25 protein-coding genes and 1 pseudogene are annotated in these 20,943 nt (G+C 67.8%); 9 read left to right on the top strand and 17 right to left on the bottom strand.

The genetic code is table 11. From position 1 onward, the window contains the following. Window positions 1–3: 3 nt before the first annotated feature. Complete coding sequence (locus Ari01nite_RS46505; protein WP_203790814.1) at window positions 4–1,263, bottom strand: ROK family transcriptional regulator; 1,260 nt, start codon at window positions 1,261–1,263, stop codon at window positions 4–6. 113 nt (window positions 1,264–1,376) lie between these two features. After that, a complete protein-coding gene (locus Ari01nite_RS46500; protein ID WP_275410944.1) occupies window positions 1,377–2,720 on the bottom strand; it encodes an IS701 family transposase in 1,344 nt (447 codons plus the stop codon). Between the two features lie 231 nt (window positions 2,721–2,951). On the opposite strand from Ari01nite_RS46500, the gene Ari01nite_RS46495 reads away from it, so the two are divergent. Together Ari01nite_RS46495 and Ari01nite_RS46490 are read left to right on the top strand one after the other, a co-directional pair. Next, on the top strand, window positions 2,952–4,463 hold the full coding sequence (locus tag Ari01nite_RS46495) for a cellulase family glycosylhydrolase (protein WP_203790810.1): 1,512 nt from the start codon (window positions 2,952–2,954) through the stop codon (window positions 4,461–4,463). 29 nt (window positions 4,464–4,492) lie between these two features. Further along, window positions 4,493–5,527, top strand: a complete 1,035-nt coding sequence (locus Ari01nite_RS46490) for a lytic polysaccharide monooxygenase (protein ID WP_203790808.1) — start codon at window positions 4,493–4,495, stop codon at window positions 5,525–5,527. A 286-nt stretch (window positions 5,528–5,813) separates the two neighbouring features. Here Ari01nite_RS46490 and Ari01nite_RS46485 read toward each other — a convergent pair whose 3' ends face one another. Next, the gene (locus Ari01nite_RS46485; RefSeq protein WP_203790806.1) at window positions 5,814–7,184 is read right to left on the bottom strand and encodes a DUF2254 domain-containing protein; all 1,371 of its coding nucleotides are present in this window, start codon (window positions 7,182–7,184) and stop codon (window positions 5,814–5,816) included. A gap of 221 nt (window positions 7,185–7,405) precedes the next feature. On the opposite strand from Ari01nite_RS46485, the pseudogene Ari01nite_RS51345 reads away from it, so the two are divergent. Further along, a pseudogene (locus Ari01nite_RS51345) lies at window positions 7,406–7,669 on the top strand (NAD(P)-binding domain-containing protein); the annotation flags it as partial. A gap of 328 nt (window positions 7,670–7,997) precedes the next feature. Then, on the top strand, window positions 7,998–8,348 hold the full coding sequence (locus Ari01nite_RS46475; protein WP_203790805.1) for a hypothetical protein: 351 nt from the start codon (window positions 7,998–8,000) through the stop codon (window positions 8,346–8,348). A gap of 102 nt (window positions 8,349–8,450) precedes the next feature. Here Ari01nite_RS46475 and Ari01nite_RS51180 read toward each other — a convergent pair whose 3' ends face one another. The 3 genes from Ari01nite_RS51180 to Ari01nite_RS46460 all read right to left on the bottom strand — a co-directional run bounded on the left by Ari01nite_RS51180 (window position 8,451) and on the right by Ari01nite_RS46460 (window position 10,054). Next, window positions 8,451–8,720 carry an ROK family protein gene (locus Ari01nite_RS51180; RefSeq protein ID WP_203790804.1) on the bottom strand — a complete coding sequence of 90 codons (270 nt, stop codon included), beginning with the start codon at window positions 8,718–8,720 and terminating at the stop codon, window positions 8,451–8,453. Window positions 8,721–8,724: 4 nt separating this feature from the next. Then, window positions 8,725–9,405 (bottom strand): ROK family protein, encoded by a 681-nt coding sequence (locus Ari01nite_RS46465; protein ID WP_203790803.1) that lies wholly within the window; start codon window positions 9,403–9,405, stop codon window positions 8,725–8,727. A gap of 187 nt (window positions 9,406–9,592) precedes the next feature. Then, window positions 9,593–10,054: a sigma-70 family RNA polymerase sigma factor gene (locus tag Ari01nite_RS46460; protein ID WP_203790802.1), complete on the bottom strand. Its 462-nt coding sequence runs from the start codon at window positions 10,052–10,054 to the stop codon at window positions 9,593–9,595. 563 nt (window positions 10,055–10,617) lie between these two features. Between Ari01nite_RS46460 and Ari01nite_RS46455 the strand changes: the two genes are divergently transcribed. From Ari01nite_RS46455 to Ari01nite_RS46445, 3 genes are all read left to right on the top strand, one after another. Further along, window positions 10,618–11,199, top strand: coding sequence for a PRC-barrel domain-containing protein (locus Ari01nite_RS46455; RefSeq protein ID WP_203790801.1), 582 nt, complete (start codon window positions 10,618–10,620; stop codon window positions 11,197–11,199). Continuing rightward, a complete protein-coding gene (locus Ari01nite_RS46450) occupies window positions 11,186–11,620 on the top strand; it encodes a PRC-barrel domain-containing protein (protein WP_203790800.1) in 435 nt (144 codons plus the stop codon). The genes Ari01nite_RS46455 and Ari01nite_RS46450 overlap by 14 nt, the downstream gene beginning before the upstream one ends. A gap of 107 nt (window positions 11,621–11,727) precedes the next feature. Continuing rightward, window positions 11,728–12,135, top strand: a complete 408-nt coding sequence (locus Ari01nite_RS46445) for an SPW repeat protein (RefSeq protein WP_203790799.1) — start codon at window positions 11,728–11,730, stop codon at window positions 12,133–12,135. Between the two features lie 29 nt (window positions 12,136–12,164). Here Ari01nite_RS46445 and Ari01nite_RS46440 read toward each other — a convergent pair whose 3' ends face one another. The 9 genes from Ari01nite_RS46440 to Ari01nite_RS46400 all read right to left on the bottom strand — a co-directional run bounded on the left by Ari01nite_RS46440 (window position 12,165) and on the right by Ari01nite_RS46400 (window position 16,853). Continuing rightward, complete coding sequence (locus Ari01nite_RS46440; protein WP_203790797.1) at window positions 12,165–12,482, bottom strand: DUF3040 domain-containing protein; 318 nt, start codon at window positions 12,480–12,482, stop codon at window positions 12,165–12,167. A 117-nt stretch (window positions 12,483–12,599) separates the two neighbouring features. Next, window positions 12,600–12,962, bottom strand: coding sequence for an HPF/RaiA family ribosome-associated protein (locus tag Ari01nite_RS46435; protein ID WP_203790795.1), 363 nt, complete (start codon window positions 12,960–12,962; stop codon window positions 12,600–12,602). Window positions 12,963–13,151: 189 nt separating this feature from the next. Beyond that, a complete protein-coding gene (locus Ari01nite_RS46430) occupies window positions 13,152–13,733 on the bottom strand; it encodes an Asp23/Gls24 family envelope stress response protein (RefSeq protein WP_203790793.1) in 582 nt (193 codons plus the stop codon). Then, window positions 13,733–14,332, bottom strand: coding sequence for a DUF6286 domain-containing protein (locus tag Ari01nite_RS46425; protein WP_203790791.1), 600 nt, complete (start codon window positions 14,330–14,332; stop codon window positions 13,733–13,735). The genes Ari01nite_RS46430 and Ari01nite_RS46425 overlap by 1 nt, the downstream gene beginning before the upstream one ends. Beyond that, window positions 14,329–14,769, bottom strand: coding sequence for an Asp23/Gls24 family envelope stress response protein (locus tag Ari01nite_RS46420; protein WP_203790789.1), 441 nt, complete (start codon window positions 14,767–14,769; stop codon window positions 14,329–14,331). The genes Ari01nite_RS46425 and Ari01nite_RS46420 overlap by 4 nt, the downstream gene beginning before the upstream one ends. Then, complete coding sequence (locus tag Ari01nite_RS46415; RefSeq protein WP_203790788.1) at window positions 14,762–14,941, bottom strand: DUF2273 domain-containing protein; 180 nt, start codon at window positions 14,939–14,941, stop codon at window positions 14,762–14,764. The genes Ari01nite_RS46420 and Ari01nite_RS46415 overlap by 8 nt, the downstream gene beginning before the upstream one ends. A 119-nt stretch (window positions 14,942–15,060) precedes the next feature. Continuing rightward, window positions 15,061–15,546, bottom strand: a complete 486-nt coding sequence (locus tag Ari01nite_RS46410) for a hypothetical protein (protein ID WP_203790786.1) — start codon at window positions 15,544–15,546, stop codon at window positions 15,061–15,063. Next, window positions 15,543–16,019: an Asp23/Gls24 family envelope stress response protein gene (locus tag Ari01nite_RS46405; RefSeq protein WP_203790785.1), complete on the bottom strand. Its 477-nt coding sequence runs from the start codon at window positions 16,017–16,019 to the stop codon at window positions 15,543–15,545. Before Ari01nite_RS46405 ends, Ari01nite_RS46410 begins: the two co-directional genes overlap by 4 nt. A 183-nt stretch (window positions 16,020–16,202) precedes the next feature. Continuing rightward, the gene (locus Ari01nite_RS46400) at window positions 16,203–16,853 is read right to left on the bottom strand and encodes an acyl-CoA desaturase (RefSeq protein WP_203790784.1); all 651 of its coding nucleotides are present in this window, start codon (window positions 16,851–16,853) and stop codon (window positions 16,203–16,205) included. Between the two features lie 635 nt (window positions 16,854–17,488). Here Ari01nite_RS46400 and Ari01nite_RS46395 point away from each other — a divergent pair. Together Ari01nite_RS46395 and Ari01nite_RS46390 are read left to right on the top strand one after the other, a co-directional pair. After that, window positions 17,489–18,304, top strand: coding sequence for a hypothetical protein (locus tag Ari01nite_RS46395; protein WP_203790783.1), 816 nt, complete (start codon window positions 17,489–17,491; stop codon window positions 18,302–18,304). A gap of 215 nt (window positions 18,305–18,519) precedes the next feature. Further along, window positions 18,520–19,008 carry a DUF421 domain-containing protein gene (locus Ari01nite_RS46390; protein WP_239163615.1) on the top strand — a complete coding sequence of 163 codons (489 nt, stop codon included), beginning with the start codon at window positions 18,520–18,522 and terminating at the stop codon, window positions 19,006–19,008. Between the two features lie 67 nt (window positions 19,009–19,075). Here the strand turns inward: Ari01nite_RS46390 and Ari01nite_RS46385 are convergent, their stop codons facing one another. Beyond that, window positions 19,076–20,167, bottom strand: coding sequence for an SPFH domain-containing protein (locus Ari01nite_RS46385; RefSeq protein ID WP_203790781.1), 1,092 nt, complete (start codon window positions 20,165–20,167; stop codon window positions 19,076–19,078). A 44-nt stretch (window positions 20,168–20,211) separates the two neighbouring features. Next, window positions 20,212–20,661 (bottom strand): NfeD family protein, encoded by a 450-nt coding sequence (locus Ari01nite_RS46380; RefSeq protein WP_203790780.1) that lies wholly within the window; start codon window positions 20,659–20,661, stop codon window positions 20,212–20,214. Between the last annotated feature and the right edge of the window lie 282 nt (window positions 20,662–20,943).

The following is a 20,943-nucleotide window of genomic DNA, read 5'->3' as shown; positions in this document are numbered from 1 at the left end:
GAGTCAGGGTGCCTCGCCCGTGCCGGCGGGCGCCGGCGGCACCCCGTCATCCGGGCGGGAATGTGCGGGGGTCAGCTCGCTTTGCAGGACGAGGACTGCTCCGCCGATCGCTGCCGCGTCCGATCCGTTGACTGACGGCACTACCCGCACTGGATGTGCCCGCTTGATGAACGTGCGGCGGTCCACTTCCTGTTGGATCACCGTCTGGTAGATCGAGCCCGCCACCGCGAAGCTCGTTCCGGCCAGCACGATCCTGTCCACGTCGAACAGGCTCGCCATGGTGACGGCGGCACAGCCGATATAGCGGGCCGACTGCTCGACGAGGCTCCGCGCCGCGGGGTCGCCGGCGTTCGCGGCGGCCGCGATCCGCGCGAACTCGGTGAGGAAGTCGGCCGAGGCAGGGTCGAGCGCCAGCCGCTGGGCGAGCCCCGGTGTGGCAATCGCCTGCCGGACCAGGGCCGCCGGGCCGGCGTAGTTTTCCAGGCAGCCGATGTTGCCACAGGGGCACTGGTCGCCGTTGACGTCGATGGAGATGTGGCCGATCTCCACGCTGTTGGAGGAGCTGCCCCGGTACACCTCACCGGCGACCACGACGCCACCGCCGATTCCGGTGGCCATATAGATGCAGCCATAGGTGGAGCCCGGGTCGACCGCACCCATCCAGTACTCGCCGATCGCCGCCGCCGCGGCGTCGTTGTCGAGCAGGACGGGCAGCCCAAGCGTCTCCGCCAGCCGTCCCGCGACCGGATGGCGTAGCCACTGATCGGTGGGCTGGGGCGTCAACAGCACACCCGCGCGCCGGTCCTGCGGGCCGTAGCTGACAAGGCCGACCCCCAACACCTTGTCGCGGTCGACGGCCGCCGTGGCCAGCAGCGCGTCCACCTGCGCCGCCACCCGGGGCAGGGCCTGCTCCGGCGGCATCGCCGCGACGCCCTGGAACGAGGTGCGGGCCACCGGCCGGCCGGCCAGGTCGACGACCACGATCACGCAAATGTTGCGCTCAAGCTGCACCCCGACGCTGTAGCGGGCCAGCCGGTTGAGCTGTACCAGCGTGCGGGGCTTGCCACCGGTCGACGCGCCCCGGCCGGCCTCGACGACCAGGCCGTCGCCCATGAGCTCGCGCACGACCTCGGAGATGGTGGCGCCCGTCAGACCGGTCGCCGTCGCGAGCTCCACCCGGCTGATCGTGCGTGCCGCCCTGATGAGGTCAAGAACCAGGCCCCGCGTCCTCGGCCGGCTTGCCCAGATCGGGCTGGTCGCCACGGTTTCCTCCTCCATCCGCCGCTTTGCCAGGCTACTTCACTTCCTGTGGTGCGCCTACCGTGCGGCTTCCACCGGCCGCGGAGAGGTCGAACTAGTACGGCAGCCGCCATTTGCTAGTTGGCCAGGGAATACTCTCGGTTGAGACGGGTGCGTTGGTGGAACCAGCGGGCTCGGGCTTGGTGGCGGCGTCGCCAGTTGCGCCAGTGGGTGTCGTGGTCGGCGGGTTTCGGCTGGTGCCAGGTGGTGGCGAGTAGGCGTGCGGTCTCGGGGATGGTCAGCGGGATCATGCCGGGCTCGGACGGTGGCTGTTGGTCGGGTGTGTTCGGTGGTAGGGCTTGGGTGTCGGTACGGATCTTGAGGCGGGCGGCGGCGACTGCGCAGATGGCCAGGGCGGTCATGACCAGCACGGTGTGCCGGGCGATGGCGGTGTGCAGCCGGGCTTGGCATTGGTCGAGGCCGAAACAGTCTTTGCTGAACTCGAACGTTTCCTCGACCGGCCAGCGCAGCCCGGCGGCTCGCACGAGCCTGGCCAGGGTCAACGGTTGGTCGTGCGGCACGTAGCAGTAGTGATAGGCCAGTTCACCGCTTCTGAGGTGACGGCGGACCAGCAGGTAGTGCCGGGGACTGGCGGTCGCGATCCACGCCCACGCGTACCAGCGTTGTCCCTTCGAACCGGCACCGGCCGAGCGGATCTGCCACCGGCGTTCGTTCGTGGCGAGTAGGGCGACGGCCTTCGCGCAGGTCATCCGGATCTCGGCGTTGAGGGTGAGCATGAAGCTGGATGCGACACGCAGTACATAGGCCTGCTGCTGGTCATCGAAGAACTCGCGTAGCTGGGTGCAGTTGCCGTAGACCTCGACGCCGCAGACGAAATCGAAGGCGACACCGTCAGCATAGGCGTCGGTGCACAGGTCAATGGCCAGCTGCCCTTTGGTCCGGAAGGCCAGCCCGCCCGCGATGCCCATCGCCGCCACGGTGTCCGCATCCGCCAGGTGCTCGGCCGGGATCCACTGCCGGGCAGCGATCAAAGCGTGCCCGACTCGTTCACGCACGAATGCCAGATGCACCGTGTTGATCCCGTTCGCGAGCCGGCCGGCGCAGCCCAGGTACTGCCGCTTCACCCCGCACGTCGCGGTGCCCTGCTTGGCCTGGCCGGTCTCGTCCAGCGCGGCGATCCGCAACCCCCGCCGCGTCCGGCGCCCGGCGACGCCATCCAGACCGGTCACCACGAACCGGCGCACCTGACTGGCCGTGGCCTGCCCGTCCCACACCGCCCGGTTCAGCAACCGCTGGGTGCGATCCGGTGTCCGGTCCCCGGCCTGCTGCGCGATCGTCCAGCCGTTGCGCTTCGGGATCTCGCTGACCAGCGCCGCTACATACCGGCCGGCGTGCTGCCACGTCTGTGTACGCACGAAACACGACCGCAACCGCTCCAGCAGCTCACCCGCGGTCCGCACCGTCCGGGCAGCCTCTATCCTGGCAGCAGCAGCCGCCTTCGATCTTGTTGTCCTCACAAACACATGATCAACAGGCGGCTGCGTCTATGTTGGACACCACCCCCACCACATCCCAACAGGTCAGACTGCTAATGGCGGCTGCCGTACTAGGCAGGTATTGACTTTCGTAACAAGACTGATAAAGCTGCTGGGAGCGCTCCCATCGATCCCTCCCGATGAAGAGGAGATCCCATGAAGCATCGTCATGCACTGCTGGCCGCTGGCGCAGCCGGCGTGCTCGTACTGGGCGGCTTGGCCACCGCTACCCTTCCCGCCTCAGCGGCCGCATCCGGCTGCTCCGTCACATACACCGTGCAGAGCCAGTGGACAAGCGGGTTCACCGCCAACGTCGCTATCACCAACCTCGGTGACGCGATGTCGAGCTGGACCCTTGCGTTCGACTTCCCGAACGCCAGCCAGCGCGTCACCCAGGGCTGGAGTGCGACCTGGACGCAGTCCGGTGCCCGCGTCTCCGCGGCCAGCATGCGCTGGAACGGGTCGCTGGGCACTGGAGCGTCCACTTCGATCGGGTTCGGCGGCGCGTGGAGCGGCGCGAACCCGGTGCCGGCATCGTTCTCGCTCAACGGCACCATGTGTACCGGTTCGGTGAGCACACCGACCGCCAGTCCAACCAGTGCCAGCCCGTCACCCACAGCCACCACCACACCCGCGCCCACCGGCCCCGCCCCCGAGTTACGCGTCTCCGGCAACAAGATCATGACCGCGGACGGGACACCCTACCGGCTGCTGGGCGTCAACCGCTCCAGCGGTGAGTATGCCTGCGTGCAGGGCAAGGGCCAGTGGGACAACGGCCCAGTCGACCAGGCGTCGATCGACGCGATGAAGACGTGGAACATCCACGCCGTCCGGATCCCGCTCAACGAGCAGTGCTGGCTCGGCCTCAACGGCTCGCCCAGCGGCGCCACGTACCAGCAGGGTGTCAAGGACTACGTCAACCTGCTGGTCGCCAACGGCATCAACCCCATCCTGGACCTGCACTGGAACTGGGGTGCCTATACGAACGGGCCGGACTGGCACTGCAAGGACGAGCACGCCACCTGCCAGAAGCCGATGCCGGACGCGCAGTACGCCCCGCAGTTCTGGGCCGGCGTCGCCAACGCGTTCAAGGGCAACGACGCGGTTGTGTTCGACCTGTTCAACGAGCCGTACCCCGACCTGTCCGCTGAATGGAACAAGACGTTGGGCTGGCAATGCCTGCGCGACGGCGGCACCTGCACCGGCATCCCCTACGAGGTAGCCGGCATGCAAGACCTAGTCGACGCGGTCCGGGCAACCGGCGCCACCAACGTGCTCATGGTCGGCGGCCTGGAGTGGACCAACGACATGCGGCAGTGGTTGGAGTACAAGCCGAAGGACCCGCTGAACAACATCGCCGCCTCGTGGCACGCGTACAGTTTCAACGCCTGCGCCACCGTGTCCTGCTGGGATACCCAGATCGCCCCGCTGGCGCAGCAGGTGCCGATCGTGCTGGGCGAGTTCGGTGCGGACAACTGCGGCTTCGACTACATGCAGACCCTAGTGGACTGGGCCGACGCCCGTGGCGTCAGCTACCTCGCCTGGACCTGGAACCCCTGGGGTTGCAGCGGCGGACACGTGCTCATCCTCGACTGGAGCGGGACTCCGGAGCCGGGCATCGGCGAGGGCTACAAGGCACACCTGCTCACCCAGAATCCGTACTCCTGACACCCGGCTGCCCTTACCTGGAGAAGAAGATGACACACCAGGCGTTCCCACGCCGGGCCTGGATCCGGCGGATTCTCCTCGCGGTGGCGGCCGGGCTGCTGGCCAGCACCGTGCTAGCCGCCCCGGCCTCGGCGCACGGAGCCGTCAGCGACCCGATCGCCCGACACTACGGCTGCTACCAGCGGTGGCCCAACGGACCGTCGGCGCAAACGGCCACCGAAGACCCGATGTGCCACCAGGCATGGCAGGCTAACCCGGGCGCCATGTGGAACTGGAACGGCCTGCTGCGCGACGGAGTCGGCGGCGACCACCAAAGCGCCGTACCCGACGGGCAACTCTGCAGCGGCGGCATGACCGCCAACGGCCGATACGCCGCCTTCGACGAACCGGGCCAATGGAAAACCGTCGACCGCCCCAACCGGTTCACCCTGAACCTGTACGACCAGTCCTCGCACGGCGCCGACTACATCCACGTCTACGTCACCAAACAAGGCTTCGACCCCACCACCCAACGGCCGAGGTGGAGCGACCTGGAACTGGCCGGCCAGGTCACCAACGTCCCAACCGGCACCACGACCCCCGTCGAGGTGAACGCACCCGGACGCACCGGACACCACATCGTCTACACCGTGTGGCAAGCAAGCCACCTCGACCAGTCCTACTACTTCTGCAGCGACGTCAACTTCACCGGCGGCGGCCCCACCCCCACGCCCACCGCCACCCCGACCACCCAGCCCACCCCGACCACCTCCCCGACCGGCAACCCAAACGCCGGATGCTCGGCCACCTACCGGGTCATCTCCCAATGGTCCGGCGGCTTCCAAGCCGAGGTACGCGTCACCGCCACATCCACCGCGATCACCACCTGGACAGTGAGCTGGGCGCTCACCAGCGGCGAACGGGTCAACTCAGCCTGGGGCGCCACCGTCACCACAACCGGAACCACGGTCAGCGCCCGCAACGCCGCCTACAACGGCTCACTCGGCGCCGGTACCAGCACCACCTTCGGCTTCATCGGCTCCGGCACCAGCAGCACACCAGCCCTCACCTGCACCACGCCCTGACCCGACCACCACCAACCGTGCCGGTCCGCCCGCCAACGCCGGCGGACCGGCACGCGTATCAGCAAACCCTTGACCGCAGCCCGTGGACAGGAACGGCCGATCTCGTCGGCAACCAGCAGACGAACAGCAGCAAGGCAGGCGGAGAGCTGGGCGATTCCAGTCGCCCGGCCGCTCTCGACAACACCACAACCTATCACGATCTGTGAACTGCCCGGCGCCGAGGATATGGCCGGGGCTGCGGCAGCGGGACTTCGTCGTCAAGTAGTGGCGTTGCTCCTGGTGGCGCTCATGAGGTGGTTGTGGATGGCCACCGGCCGATCAACGCGCGGCGGACGTCCTTGATCTGGTCGTGCAGCCTGCGGTGCTCGATGTCGTCGAAGTCCTGTCGGCTGATGGCCGCCGCGAGTCGTTCGATCTGGTCGGCGATCGCGTGGTGCTGTTCGGGAGTGACGGCTACCCAGGCGACCTCCCGTAGGAGCATCGCGATGCGCGCCAGCACGTGTGGATCGGCTTTCCCGTAGCGGCGGGGCTGCGCGATGGCCAGTTCCAGCAGTTCGGTGAAGGTTGGTCGGCGCAGGACGACTCGGATCTGGTCGTCGTGGTCTCGCAGTAGCCGGGGGCCGAGGTCCTTGCGGGCCGCCGTGCACAGCAGGGCGGAGATGTGACCGAGACCATGGACCGCGGTGGTGGGATCGTTCACCCCGGGCGAGAGAGCCTTGATGGTGACGTCCACGATCTGCCGCAGGCCGAAGGCGATGTCCTGCGCCGCGGTACGTTCGAAGCCGATGTCGACCGCCACGCCGATGCAGGTCTGCAGGGTATTTCGGTCGGTGTCAGTCATCGGGCCGGCCGCCGTGAACGGCCACGTGTGGGCGATCGGGGTGCCTGCGATCAGCGAGTCGCCCGGGCACCGGTCGATCTGTACCACAGCGCCGGCCTTGATCGCTGCGGTCAGCAAGGTCGATTCGTCGAGCGAGGTGAAGAATCCCGAGGCCGTGGCGCACAAAGGCACAGCTTCCGGTGGGGCATGTGGTGCGATCGGTGCGGTGGTGCCGGGACCCGGCGCGTCGGTCAGGACCCTGCCCATGGTGACGGTGGCGTCGGCGTGCACCTCCCGGAGCATCCATTCCACCCGGATCTGACGGGCCAGGTGTGCCAGGAACAGCACCAGCGTCATCACGCTGACCAGCGCGAGCAGGTATGTCCCGGTCACCGCCAACTGGGGAACGAAGGCTTCATGGTCGGACAGCGACGCCCGGACCGTGCGCAGCACCGTCACCGCGTAGGTGAAGGTGCCCAGCAGCAGGCCGAGGCTGACATGCACCAGCCGGTCACGCGTGAAGGTACGCAGCAGGCGCGGCGAGAACTGGCTGCTCGCCAGCTGCAGGGTGACCACCGTCAAGGAGAACGTCAACGATGTCACCGTGATCAGCGAACCGGCGATCACCGACAGCACTGTCCTCGCGGCCTCGGGGCCGCCGCTGAACAGATACGCCGTCACGTTTGCCGACAGTTCGTCGTCGACGTGCGCGTCGAACTGCGGCACTGCTACGCCCAGCACCACACCGGCTGTCACCGCCAGGGCCGGAACCGGCCACAGCTGCGTTCGCCAGGCGTCGGACGCCGCACGCCACCACTGCCGGACGGTCGCTCTCAACGCACTTCGCCAAAGGCGTGACGGCCTGGTGCACATTCCGACCGCGAGGGGCGCTGGTGGTCGTCACGACGGTGCCCGGCGAACGCCACTCGACACGGCAGCGGCGAAAGTGCTGGCCCGCGCAGTTGCGGCTTGGGCATACGCAGCATCATCTCCAGCAACGGGCCAGTCAGACAGATGACGGCTTCGGGGTGAATCGAACCTCTACCCGCCTACCCGGTATGGCGACGGCGAATCACGCCGGGCTCAGCGGCATCGGACCCAGATCTCGGCGTGGCTGCGGGCACCGTCGCAGAGGCCGGCTTGCACGCCGCGGTGGTTTCGGCCGTGACACTGCGGGCACCGTGCTGGCGACCGCACGCCTCGCGACCTGTCGATGGGACCGTGACATGCAATTGGGAAGGGTCGGACTCGGGCGGATGGGCGCCAATCTCGTACGCCGGTTGACGCAGGCCGGTCACGACTGTGTCGTGTTCGACACCGACCCCGCCGCGGTTCAGGCGCTCGTCGCTGACGGCGCCATCGGTAGCAGCTCACTCGACGACCAGGCCGTGCTTCGGCTGGCACCGTTGTTCGCCGCCATCGCCCCTGGTCTCGACACCGCGCCACGCGCCCCCGGACGCGGGCCGGATCCCGTCGAGGCCGAACACGGCTTTCTGCATTGCGGCCCCGCCGGGCCGGGCACTTCGCGAAGATGGTGCACAACGGCATCGAGTACGGGATCATGGCCGCCTACGCCAAGGCCTCAACATCCTGCGCAACGCCGGCATCGGCGCGACCAACCGGCAGGCCGACGCCGAGACCGCACCGCTGGTGCACCCCGAGTTCTACCGCTACGACCTCGACATCGCCGCGGTCGCCGAGGTGTGGCGCCGCGGCAGTGTCATCTCGTCCTGGCTGCTCGACCTCACCGCCGCCGCGCTGGTCGAATCACCGGACCTGAAGGACTACTCAGGCCGGGTGTCGGACTCCGGTGAGGGCCGCTGGACCGCTATCGCCGCGATCGAGGAAGGCGTACCCGCACCGGTGCTGCTGACCGCTCTGACCTCCCGGTTCAGCTCCCGTGGGCTCGACCAGTTCGCCAGCCAGACCCTGTCCGCGATGCGTGAACAGTTCGGCGGCCACGCCGAGAAGCCGGGGGACGCAGGCCCGTCCGGCGTCTGACACGGGACCGATCCCGCCTGCACAGCAGAGCCGAAGTCCCTCAACCGTTCCTCGGATCGCCTGGTGCGTGGCCGGTACGGCGGCGCACCAGGCCGTCTTGCGTCATCCGGCCAGCAGCGCAGCCCGGCCCAGCGACGCGGCGCCCACTACACCGGAGTCGTCGCCCAGCGCGGCCGCCACGAACCGCAGGTCAGGGCTGGGCTGCAGCATCCACGGCCTGGCCGCGGCGGCGAGTCGATCGGCGAGACTCTGGCCGAGTTTCTCCGTCAGACCGCCACCGATGACCACCAGATCGAGGTCCAGCAGGTTAATCGCCGATCCGATCGCGACACCCAGCGTGTCTACCCCCGTGGCGAAGACCTTCACCGCCACCTCGTCACCCTCGTCCAAGGCGCGCGCCCACACCTTCGAGGTGAGTTTCGGTTTGCCCTCCTCTTCGCGGATCTCGTCGAGATTCGCCGGTCGGCCGGCGTCGACCATGGCCGACACGACACCACTCATCGACCTGCGCGGCATAGGCCTCGGCGCAGCCGCGCCGCCCGCACGAACACAACGCCCCACCGGCCTGCACTACGACATGTCCGATCTCCCAGGCCGCGCCCCGAGCCCCCGAGAACGGGCGCCCGTCCAAGGTCAGGCCACCGCCGATGCCGGTGCCCATCCACACCCCGAGCACGTTGCAGCCGCCCGTGGCCGCACCGGCGAGCCATTCCCCGAGCAGCCCGACATTCGCGTCGTTGCCCAACGCCACCTGCAACCCGAGCCGCTCGGTCAGCCCCGCCCCGACGTCGACGGGCTGATGCCAGCCCTGCAGGTTCGGCACCGTCAGCACGCTGCCCTCGTGCACGACCCCGGGAATCCCGACACCGACCGCGATCGGCGCGGTATCCAGCGAGGTCACCAGATCGGTGATGGTCTCCAATACGGCACCCGGACCTGCCGTCGGCGTCGGCGCCTTCGCCCGCTGATGAACCCGGTGGTCGGCGTCGACCAGACCGACCTCGATGTTCGTGCCACCCACGTCGACCCCGGCCACCAACAAAGCTTCACGCCTCATGCCGTGTGTCTACCCGCTACGGTGACGTTTCCTCCGGACCGTGACAGCGAGCTCAGGCGAATCGGATGCACGACCGCCGTGCCGACCACGCTGCAGCTCGGAGCCCGACCGGGATGACCCGCCGCCCCCGGAACAATTATCTGGCCGACTTCTCAAGATCCTCAGCGGAGGCTGCCTCGCGAGGACCTCAGGCACAAGCCGGGACACGTCGTCTGAGCAACTCGGCGAGTTCGATCTCGACGTCCTGCGCCCACAACGCGCCGAGTGAGCCCACCCCGGGCCAGGCAGCGACCGCTGCCCACAATGCGGCGGGCCGACTGTCCGCGACCCGCCGCTGGACGATCTCCTCGACCCACGCCACGACGTCAGTGCCGGGATCGACGTGGTGCGCGGCAAGCCTCCACACCTCGACGAAGGCACCCGCGAGAACACCCCCGGCGCGATGCGGGTCCGACACCTGACGGCGTAAACGGCGCGCCACCAAGCCGGAGCACCGATCGAACAGCTCGCATAACGCTTCGCGATCATCATCGGCGATCCGGCGGACCAGCCATCGCAGGCGCTCCGGCCCGCCGCACGGGCCAAGCAATACAGCTTCGCGCCGACAAGCTGCCCGAAGAAGCGCAACATTACGGTCCGACACTGACACCGAAACTCCCGGAGGGCGACGTGAAGACATACGCCGCCGGGGACTGGGGCGACAGACCGCGAGCAGAAGACTCACGACGCCCGAACACTACGACATCATCCGCGGGACGGAGCGCCACGAACGAATCACCGCTCACCGACCGTCACTCACAGAGCGTCATCGCTTCTTGCGAGGGGGGCGTCGTGCCGGGGCCCGGGGGAAGCACCCAGTGACGCTGGGCAGTGGGGAAAGTCGTCGCGGTGCGCAAGTGCCTGATGATTGCCGTGTCGCGTGCTCGGATGTCAGCTCTCGCAGATGGGGCTCGCGTCTGGTCCGGTCGTGGACGCATGCGCCGGGGCGCCGTAGCGTTGTAGCACCGGCCGTGACGGCATTTTCGGCAGCTCAGCTGAGCCGCGGGGCCGGGGTAACCCTGAGGGGGACAGCGCCATGTCATGGTGGCTGTGGTTGATCATCGTAATAGTCGTCATCGCGGTTCTCGTCGGTGGATTCCTACTGGTTCAGGCTCGCCGCCGCAGCGGCGGAGTCATCTCGATCAATGACGAAGCCCGGCACGGTGACCGATCATGAGTCTGCTGGTGCGGGCAACGGAACTGGTGAAACGCCCAGTGGTCACGCTCGCCGGCGACGACGTGGCCCAGATCAAGGACGTGGTCTACGACGCATCCGGCGGGGCGGTCAGCGGCTTCACCCTCAACGGCCGGGGAATCTTCGCCAGTCCGCTGAAGCAGGCCCTGCCGCTGAACGGGATCAGGGCGATCGGCCGCGACGCCGTCATCATCTCCAGCACCGATGTGCTGACCGGCCGCGACGAGGTGGCCGAGGCCGGTGACGTGCGCGACCGTAACGTGCTCGGCAATCGGGTGGTGACCGATACCGGCACCGATCTCGGCACGGTCGTCGACGTCATCCTGCAGGTCGGAAATTCCACTGACGTCGTCGGTTACGAGATCGAGGCCGGCGAGGCGCTGAGCACGAGCGGCCAGCGGGTGCTCCTGCCACTGCCCGACGCGCTCTCCGTCTCCGGCGAAGCCCTGGTCGTGCCGGCCGGCGCCACCGAATTCGTCGCCCACGACCTTGCCGGGTTCGGCGCCGCCGTGGCCGCCTTCCGCACCCACCTGAAAGGCGGAGCCGATGCTGTTCAGTGAAGCCACCGGCCGCACCGTGATCAGCACCAGCACCGCTGAGACCGTCGGAACCGTCGCCGGACTCCTCATCGACGCGGCTACCGCTCGGATCGTCGCCGTGCAGTTGAAGAAGACCTCCGGCAACGGCGACACCCTGCACTGGCCCGACCTGACCTCGTTCGGTGCCGACCGGGTCACCGTCCCCAACGCCGACGTCGTCACCACGGCGACCGGCACCGCCGCCGATCTCGGCACCAAGAGCACCGAACTGCTGGGCAAGCGGCTATTGACCGACGCGGGCACCGAGATCGGCACCGTCGACGACATCGACTTCGACCCCGCCAGCGGCGTCGTCATCGCCCTGCGCACCCGGGACGGAGCCGTTGACGGCGACCGGCTTATCGGCTGCGGCTCTTACGCCGTCATCGTCAAACACAGCTGACCGACCGACATACGCGCGTTTGGCGGCGGTGACTGCCGGTTATCCGCCAGCGATGCCGGGTGGAAGACCACATCGCAGTACGGCACCGCAGCCCTCGGGAGTTGACGATGTATCTGTTCAAAGGCTCCGCCAAGCGCGATGCGGCAGGCCCGCCGACGATCAACCCCAGCGTGTTCGTCGTCTTCGCGGGACTGTGGTTGCTCGGTGCGTCAATTTTTGCGGACTATCGCTATTCGCCCGGTTTTGACGGGCGGTCGAACGACCGAGTCGTGGGGGTTGTGCTGATTGTGGTCGCGTTGATCCGGGTCATTTCACGGACGTCAACGGGCTGGCTGAGCATGGTTAACGTCGCGGCCGGGGTGTGGCTGATCGCCGCGCCGTTCGTGCTCGGGTTCGGGCATGATCCCCACGCCGCGTCATCTACCTGGAACGACGTAATTGTAGGCGCCATCGTGGTGCTGCTTGCCGGGGTCAGCGGGATAGCGGCGCGCGCAGACCTACCATCACCACGCTGATCACCGGCTGGATTCCGCAGGTGTCGCGGTCATCTCCGAGGTGCGGATCCAGGTTCGCGGGTATCGACGTCAGCGTTGCGTCTGGCCGCACCTGAGCGGCTGCGCAGGTCAAAGCGGTACCCGGCGACGATCGCCGCCACGGTGAGGCCGGCGGCGATACCCGCCGGCGGACCCACAAGCATTGCACCCGCGGTGACGGCGAGCGTGGCCACGGTGATCACCAGCATCAGGAAGAGGGTCTGGCGATACGACCGGCCTCGGGCCAGTCGGCGCTTCAGGTCCGGATCGTCGGCCTCGAACCACGCCTCGATCTCGGCGAGCCGCCGACGTTCCACATCGTCGAGCATCTCGACTCCTTCCCGCCCTCATGCGCTGTTCGCCGACGAGTTCGCCAGCTTCTTGTCATCGACGCCATGGGTGAAAACCATACCTTCAACCGACCGGCCGTGTGATGGGTGAGCCGATCAGATCAGTTCTTCGCTAACTGGCAAGTGGCGAATGGACTGACCGCCTTTGCGTTGATGCGAACGGCCGTACGTCGTATCGAGGAGAGCTTCGAGTTTGTCCAAGGCCCCGGCGCATGCTTCGTCAACCGAGTCGGCGTTGTGGGTGACGGCGACCGGCTGCTGTCCGGCCGGGCGTGCCTCCAGCATGCAGCGCTTATCGCCGCCCCCGACTTTATCGGCGTTCTGGTCGCTGACATGGATCTCCACGCGGGTGATCTGGTCACTGAACCGGGAGAGCCCGGAGACGATGTCGGCCTCAACGCGCTGCAACAGCTCCCCATCGAGCTGCACGTTGTTGTCGGTGTTGAGCAGGATCTGCATGGTGATATCCCCTTCACATCGGAACTGAACGCGGGACGCGGTGGCGATGTCATCTGTGCCGGGTCCCTCTGAGCGGTTCTGTTGGGACGCTGGCGCCGACGGCTACACCGGGGCCACGTATGTACCGCCGTACGGAGTGCTCAGTAGATGTTTGTTGTTGTCCTTGCGCACCGGCCGCGTGCCGCGGCGTCAGCGCACGCGCGGCTGCGTTTTCGTGCGCCGGGCGACCGAGAGCACGACTCGTGCGCGGGCGTCGTCGCGGCCGAGGACGGCGTTCAGGTCGGTGGCGACGGCATCGGTCGCGGCGATGACCTCGGTGAGGTCGGCGCGGGGGTCCATCGTGGCGGTGAGGGAGACGACGAGTTGCCCGCGGTCGCGCTGGACTTTGCCGTGGGCGGTGCGGATGCCGGGGGTGTCGGCGAGGACGTCGGCGGCGGTGGCCGTGGGCCCGGACGGGTCGACGTGCAGCCGTCCGGCTTTGCCGGAGCCGGGCAGTACCAGCAGGCCGACACCGCGGCGGGGCAGGTGGGCGATGAGCCACCACAGACCGAGCAGGGTAGCCAGGGCGCCGGCGCCGCCGATGGCCCAGGGCCACCAGCTGGTGTCGATGACGTCCCCGGCGCCGTCGGTGGACAGCGTCTTGGGGAACTGCGGGAACAGGTGGCGCAGGGTGCCGTTGTACCAGGCGGCCAGGCCGATGCCCGCAAGCAGCAGGATCAGGCCGAGCAGGACCGCGAGGACCCGGTCGAGGCCGAGGACGGAGCGGCGCATCAGTTGCCTTCCCGAAGGTGGTAGTGGGATCGGACTCGGACCTTGACGGTCAGCGGTTTCTGCAGGGCGGACAGGCGCTGCTCGACGGCGTCGCGGACCAGATCGGCGACCTGGTCGCGGTCGGACTCGACGGTGACGGTGACCGCGCGACGGCTGGCTACCGAATTGGCTGCCAGCACGCCGTCGACGTCGTCGGCCGCTGCGGAGGCGAGCCGGGCGATGTCGCCGGTGCGCAGGAACACTCCGGTCTTCGAGGTGACCGCGAGAGTCTTGCGGGATCGCGGGCGTAGGGCGGTGACGATCAGCCACACGCCGATCAGCGCGACGGCCAGCCCGGCGGGGATCATCCACCATTCGGCGGTCAGTCCGTCGAGGCCGTCGACGATCGCGGCTATCCAGGTACGTCCCGGACGCGCGTCGATCCGGGCGATGGCATCGTGCAGCAGCACCACCCCGATCGCGGTCAGCAGCACTGCCATCAGCGGGCCGACGAACCCGACGCGGCCCGCGCCGGACTTCTGCTCAGCGGCCGTCATCGCCGGCCCGTCATGCACCGGCCGTGACGGTGAGGTGGCGAAAGCGGTTCTGGCGGAGGTCATTGCACCCTCCTGGGCGGCGTGGCCTGCACCCGGATGATCTTCGCGATGGTCACGTCGACCGCGTCGACGATCAACCCGGCGAGCTGTCGTAACTCTTCGGTGACCGCGTCACGCACCTGCCCGGCCAGCAACGGCGCCGGCGTCGGCCACACACCGACGATCTCCACCTCGGCGCGCACGCGACCGCCGGCGACGTCACAGTCCACCCGCGGATACGCCCGCCCCAACGCCGAGTTGAGCGCATTGGTGCTCTTGTCGGCGGGGACCACCCCGGTCACGCTGAGCGCGGCGGCCTCGGCGATGCGCTGCACCGCTTTGTCTTTGATCAGCAGGCTGCCCCGCCGACCCGGCTCGTCGGTGTCGGCGCCGACGTGGCGGGTGTCGGGGTGGCCGTGGATCACGGGCGCGGTGTCCAGGACCGCTGTGTGGTCAGCCACGGCTGCGACCTGGGACCAGCCCGGCCAGGTTGATCCGGCCTTCCAGGTGCGCGCCGATGACGTAGCCGACTGCGGCGAACACGACAGCGATCACCAGCCAGCCGAACCCGGCGGTCGCGGCGATCAGGACGAGGATCAGTCCGGCGAACAGGCCGGTCGTGGAGGAAGACACAGGGCAACTCCTGACATGGGATCGGCGCACGCGCGTGACGGCACCAGCGATACGACGTCTTCAGATATGGGTGTGGCTCGGGTCGGCGGCCGGATTACCGCCGACCCGATGGCGCGAACTCAGATGGCGATGTCTTCGATGACCACGTGCACCGGTGTCGCCACGAGGGCGGCGACGGCCTCATGAATCGACTGTGCAGTCCGTCGCACCGGTATCTGTCCGGCCACCACGACGTGCACCTCGATCACTTCGTCACGGACCTGCACGCCGGTGACTCGCCGACCGGGCAGATAGGTGGCGGCCTCGCCGAACCGGCCGGCGTGCAGCCGGGTCACGTCCGGCACGGCCAGCACCACGGTGGCGATGTCGTCGGCCGTCGTCGGAGCCGCGTCGATGATCGTGCCCGCCCACGGCTGTCCCGCCTCGACCGGAACCGGACTATCGGCGGGCGGGGACACTTCTACCTGGCTGCCGGCTGCCGCCACTTCGACCTGCTTGGCGGGAACCGGCGAGCCGGTGAAGGCGAGATCCGTCGTCGGTTCGGCGAACAGGACCTGATCGTCAGGTTCCGGCGGGTCCGACCAGCCGGAAATCCCTGCGCTCACTGCACCCGCGGCGCGCTGCCGGCGTCGTCGTCCTGGTCGTCTTCGGGCAGATGGACGTCGGCGACGCTGATGTTGACCTCGGTGACCTGCAGGCCGGTCATCCGCTCGATCGACGTGATCACGTTGCGGCGAACGGAGCCGGCCAGGTCGGCGATCGCCACACCGTACTCGGCGATCATGTCCAGGTCGACAGCCGCTTGCATCTCGCCGACCTCGACAGAGACGCCCTGCGAGTGGTTGACCCGCCCACCCGGGATCCGCTCACGGACCGCGCCCAGCGCCCGCGAGGCGCTGCCGCCCAGGGCGTACACCCCGGAGACGTCCTTCGCAGCGATACCAGCGATCTTCGACACCACGGTGTCGGCGATCGACGTGCTGCCCTGCTTGCTCTGCAGTCCCTGCTCGCGGGTCGACAGGCCGTTGGGGCGGTCGCCCTGCTTAGGGGCAGTTGTGGTGGTGCTCGTGTCAGTCATGACATCTCCTTCAAGGGGTGAGCCGGCAACAACCGTGGCCGGCGGCAACACCCCGGCCGGTCTTAACAACCGTCGCGGCGTGTCATCTGGGTTAGTGGGGAATGCCAGAGAAACCTCGTGCACCCCTGGTAGCCGTGGCTGTGGGCTGCGGCTCGCGCAGCCCTTTGCGTCAGTGGCGGCTACTCAGCGGTGATGTAGCGTGCGGTGCCCGGCGCGTCGAGCGGCCAGGCGCTGCGGGTCGGGCCAGCGCACGTCGGACGCCCAGCCGAGCCTCTCGAACAGCCAGATCAGCCGGGCCGCGGGATCGATCTGGCCGCGGAGCACACCGTGGCAGGCGCGGGTGGGATCGGCATGGTGCGAGTTGTGCCAGCTCTCCCCGAACGACAGGATCGCCAGCGGCCAGAAGTTCGCGGCGACGCCGGTGCCGTAGCGCCACGGTGAATGAGGATCACCCTCGCGGTAGGTGGACGCATGGTGGCGGCGGTGATCGGCCACCCACTTGGTCGGGGTGCCCTCAACCGCGAGGCTCCCCGCGACGGCCAACGCGACATGCAGACCACGGCGCGCCTTGAACGAGCCGTGGGTCAGATGACGGTGAAACCCCACCGTCGCGCCGGCCATAGCCAGCGCATATCCGATAACCGCCATGACCGCGTCCAAGGCGGACAGGCCCCAGCCCCAGGCCAGCGGTATCGCGGCGATCAGCGCCGCGAACGGCACCAGCAAGAAGATCCACAGTACGACCAGTGAACCCGTCGACTGGGCCGCCTCGATCAACGGATTCGGCGCCGGCCGCGTCGAACAAGCACCGTCGGCGGACACATCGCCGCTCATGACCACACCTTCCAGGGGCGGTCCGACGGTCACCTGGTCCGGTACACCGGACGCGCAACCACGAACCGCGTGACTGAGTCGTGGAAGGCCGCAAGGTCCGGGCAGCCAGCCGCCGCCGATACGAAGCACGTACCGATCCGGCGATGGAACGACGTGAGCGATCACGCCTAACAACGGGATTCCCGCCACCAGGACCGCTAAACCAAGCAACCACGCCGCGCCGTCGGACCATGCGTCCACAGCGCCGGGCGACCAAGGTCGCGAACGGCCGCCAACCCGCTATGTACTGCGATTCGCCATGGTCACGTTTGGCCTCGTGCTCAACGCCGACCAAACGACGACATCCCCATCCGCGAAAACGGACGTGCGAAGAACACCTTCCGACACAGCGAGGTCCTGGGCACACCGGTTCACCGGCCCGAACGAGATTGAAAGACTGTCCGCCGGGAACCACGAATCTCAGGGCAGATTCGTCGCATTCGGCGGCACGCGGGACCGGAAACCGTCCCACCGCAGCCAGCGTCGATCATTCGTCAACGCTGCCGACGACGACCGACAGCAGCAGCCCAAGTCCTCGGCGGCCTTCCCCACAATGGAGTGGACCGATCGCGGTGCCGGCTGGCTCGCTGGTCGCCGTGCTGCTGGTCGGCGCCATGCCGCCGATCCGCATGGACCGTACGGCGGAATCTCCGCCGGCGAGACGCCGATGCCGACGGGAAGCAGAGAGCATGACCGAAAAACATCCGCCTACCGTGCGCCGCGGCACGGCCGGGGCCGAAGAACTTGCCCGGCGCCTGGACAGGCCCATGGGCGTGCTCGGACTCATCTTCCTGTTCGTGGTGCTCGGGCAGCTGCTGGCACACGAGGCGGCGTTGGCCGGTGTCCTGACCGTCGCCGGATGGATTCTGTGGGCGATCTTCGCCGGCGAGTTCGTGCTGCGCGCCTACATCGCCCGCGACCAGCGCCGCTTCTGGTCCCGTCACTGGTGGCAGCTACTCTTTCTCGCCGTCCCGTTTCTGCGCTTCGCCCGCGCGTTCAGCCTGTTACGGTTCGCCCGTTTCGCTCGTGCCGGCACTGTGGTATCGGCCGCTGTGCGCGGGTCACGGTCGGCGGGCAGGTTGCTGTCCGACCGAATCGCCTGGCTGGCAGCGGTGACAGCCGTAGTGGTGCTGGCCTCCAGCCAGCTGCTCTACGTCGCCGGTTCCTACGACCAGTACGGTCCTGCGCTGCACGATGCCGTGCTGGCCACCGTCAGCGGACAACCCCTCGGACGGCCCGACGGCTTCGCCCGGATCCTGGAGATCCTTCTTGCGATCTACTCCATCGCCGTGTTCGCGACCCTGGCCGCGGCTCTGGGCGCTTACTTCGTCCGACAACCACCACCGCCCCCACCCAGCGTTCTACCGACACCGCTGACACCGGCGGACCCCCGGTCCGACGAGCACCGGTAACGGAGCAGTCCATGGTGCGGCACGGTACCGGCAGCCGGATCGACTCCGGCTGCCGTACCCGTCGCATCAATCGCCCTTGCCGGCCCGGTGGTCAGCTGCCGTTGCCCGTGGCACAGGTGGACGCACCGATACCGCCCGAAGCGTAAGGGCGTGAAGGAGCAGGGGGCGGGTAGGACATCGACATGCTGTTCCAGAGCTGGTCCGACCTGTGGCGGGTGCTGCTCGTCGCTGTCCTGGTCTATCCGTTGCTGATCGTCTTCCTGCGCGTCTCGGGTAAGCGCACGCTGGCGAAGATGAACGCGTTCGACCTGATCGTCACGGTCGCGCTGGGCTCCACCCTGGCGACGATTCTCCTGTCGAAGGACGTCTCCCTCGCCGAAGGCGCCGCCGCCCTGGTCATGCTCGTGGTGTTGCAACTGGTCATGACCTGGCTGGCCGTGCGCTTCGGTGCGGTGCGCCGGCTGCTCAAGTCGGAACCCACCGTGCTGCTACGCGACGGCTCGATGCTCACCGATGCCATGCGCGCCCAACGCGTCACCGAAGGCGAAATCCGGCAGAGCGTTCGGTCACAGGGCATCGGCGACCTCGCTCTGGTCGCCGCGGTCGTGCTGGAGACCGACGGCAGCTTCAGCGTCATCGCGTCCGCTCAAGCCGGCGATCTCACAGCACTCCCCGGCTCCAGCAGCACGGGCGACGACGTGTGACCAGAACCGCCGCGAGTAACGACCGCGCCGGACAAAGATCCGTGGGCTATCGGGGGCTTGTCGATGGTCAGCCGCCCTGGGGCCCGACACGCAGTTCGGTTCCCGATTGCAGTGCCGGCAGGCTGGCAGACCGGCCGTCTGCCGGCCCGGAGACTTCCGCCTCGGCGGCCCGGACCTCGGCATCGATCTTCTGTGCCTCGGCGGCGGCTGCCTCGGCCACCGCGACGGCTTCGCGTTCCAGAGCCGCCGAGTCCACAGCCGATACCGGCTGGTCGCCGACCATGTTGCCCAGCCCACCGAGCGCACCGCCGATGCCTTCCAGTGCCTTGGTCAGCTCTGTCGGCAGGATCCACACCTTGTTCGCGGTGCCGTTGGCGATCGCCGGCAGCGATTGCAGGTACTGGTACGCCAGCACTTTCTGGCTTGGATTCGCCTCGTGGATCGCGTTGAAGACCGTCCGGACTGCCTTGGCCTGACCCTCGGCCTGGAGGATCCGGGCCTGCCGGTCACCGTCGGCGCGCAGCACTTGCGACTGCTTCTCGCCCTCGGCGTTCAGGATCGAGGCCTGTTTGCGACCCTCGGCCGTGAGGATCGTGGCTCGGCGCTCCCGCTCGGCGCGCATCTGCTTCTCCATCGAGTCGCGGATGCTCGGCGGCGGTTCGATGGCCTTGATCTCGACGCGGGTCACCTTGATGCCCCATCGGCCGGTGGTGTCGTCAAGGACCCCGGACAGATGCCTGTTGATCTGCTCGCGGCTGGTCAGAGCCCCTTCCAGGTCCAGCGACCCGATCACGTTGCGCAGCGTGGTGACCGTGAGCTGTTCGATGGCCTGCAGGAAGTTGGCGATCTCGTAGGTGGCCCGTACCGGATCGACCACGCGGAAGTACAACACCGTGTCGATGGAGACCACCAGGTTGTCCGAGGTGATCACCGGCTGGGGCGGGAAACTGACCACCTGTTCACGCATGTCCACCTTGGCGCGCACGGCGTCGACAAACGGCACGAGCAGATTCAGGCCCGGACTCAGGGATCGCCTGTAGCGGCCCAGACGCTCGACCAGGTCCATGCGCTGCTGCGGCACGATCCGGACAGTTTTGACAATGATGATGACGGCGGACAGGACAAGAACAGCAACGACGACACCAACGACGATATCCATCTGCGCGGGCCACCTTCCTAGTAGATTGACGGCGCGGTTCAGGATTACGGATCTATCGCTTCCGGCAGGCCGTCATGCCAGACCACCGCGACACCTCCGCGGATCTCCACAATGGCGACCCGCTCACCGGGGGAATAGGTGACCGAATCCTCGAGAGAACGTGCCTGCCACAGCTCGCCGTCGATCTTCACCATGCCATGCCCGGCATCCACCCGCTCCACCACGACAGCGGCAGCGCCGTACATCGTTTCCGCGCCCATCCCGACCGGACCCGGCCTGCTCCGATGACGACGCAAGACAGGCCGGATCGCGACGATGGTCAGCGCCGACACCGCAACGAACACACCAGCCTGCAACGGCACGGGCGCACCGAGCGCCGCCACGGCCGCTGCGGCCAGCGCACCCGCCGAGAACATGATGAGAAAAAGGGTGGCCGTGAAGATTTCCGCGACGGCGAGCACCGCAGCGACAAGGATCCACAAAAACACATCCACAATCCGATACTGTCACGGCGACATCGCATCGACCACCGAATCTTTCCCGCTAATCGCATTGAGTTACGTCGCTGATAAAAAGTCACCAAATCGACATGACTTCGCAGCGTTCCCGCGCAAGAGAAGCGTATTAGCCGCTATTTGCAAACGCGTCAGCCACGGAAAGGAGTGGCCGCCGACGATACGCCGACGCCAACTACTCAGCGCGTTTCACATCCGGGGCTCTGCGCTCGATCGAGGCAGCGTCAGCATCCGAGAGGCTACAGGTGGTGGTCGATGTCG

The organism is Paractinoplanes rishiriensis (assembly GCF_016862375.1).
In the GTDB taxonomy this organism is placed as follows: Bacteria; Actinomycetota; Actinomycetes; order Mycobacteriales; family Micromonosporaceae; genus Actinoplanes; species Actinoplanes rishiriensis.
The sequence above is the reverse complement of the archived record's forward strand: the minus strand, read 5'-3'. Positions and strand labels throughout refer to the sequence as shown.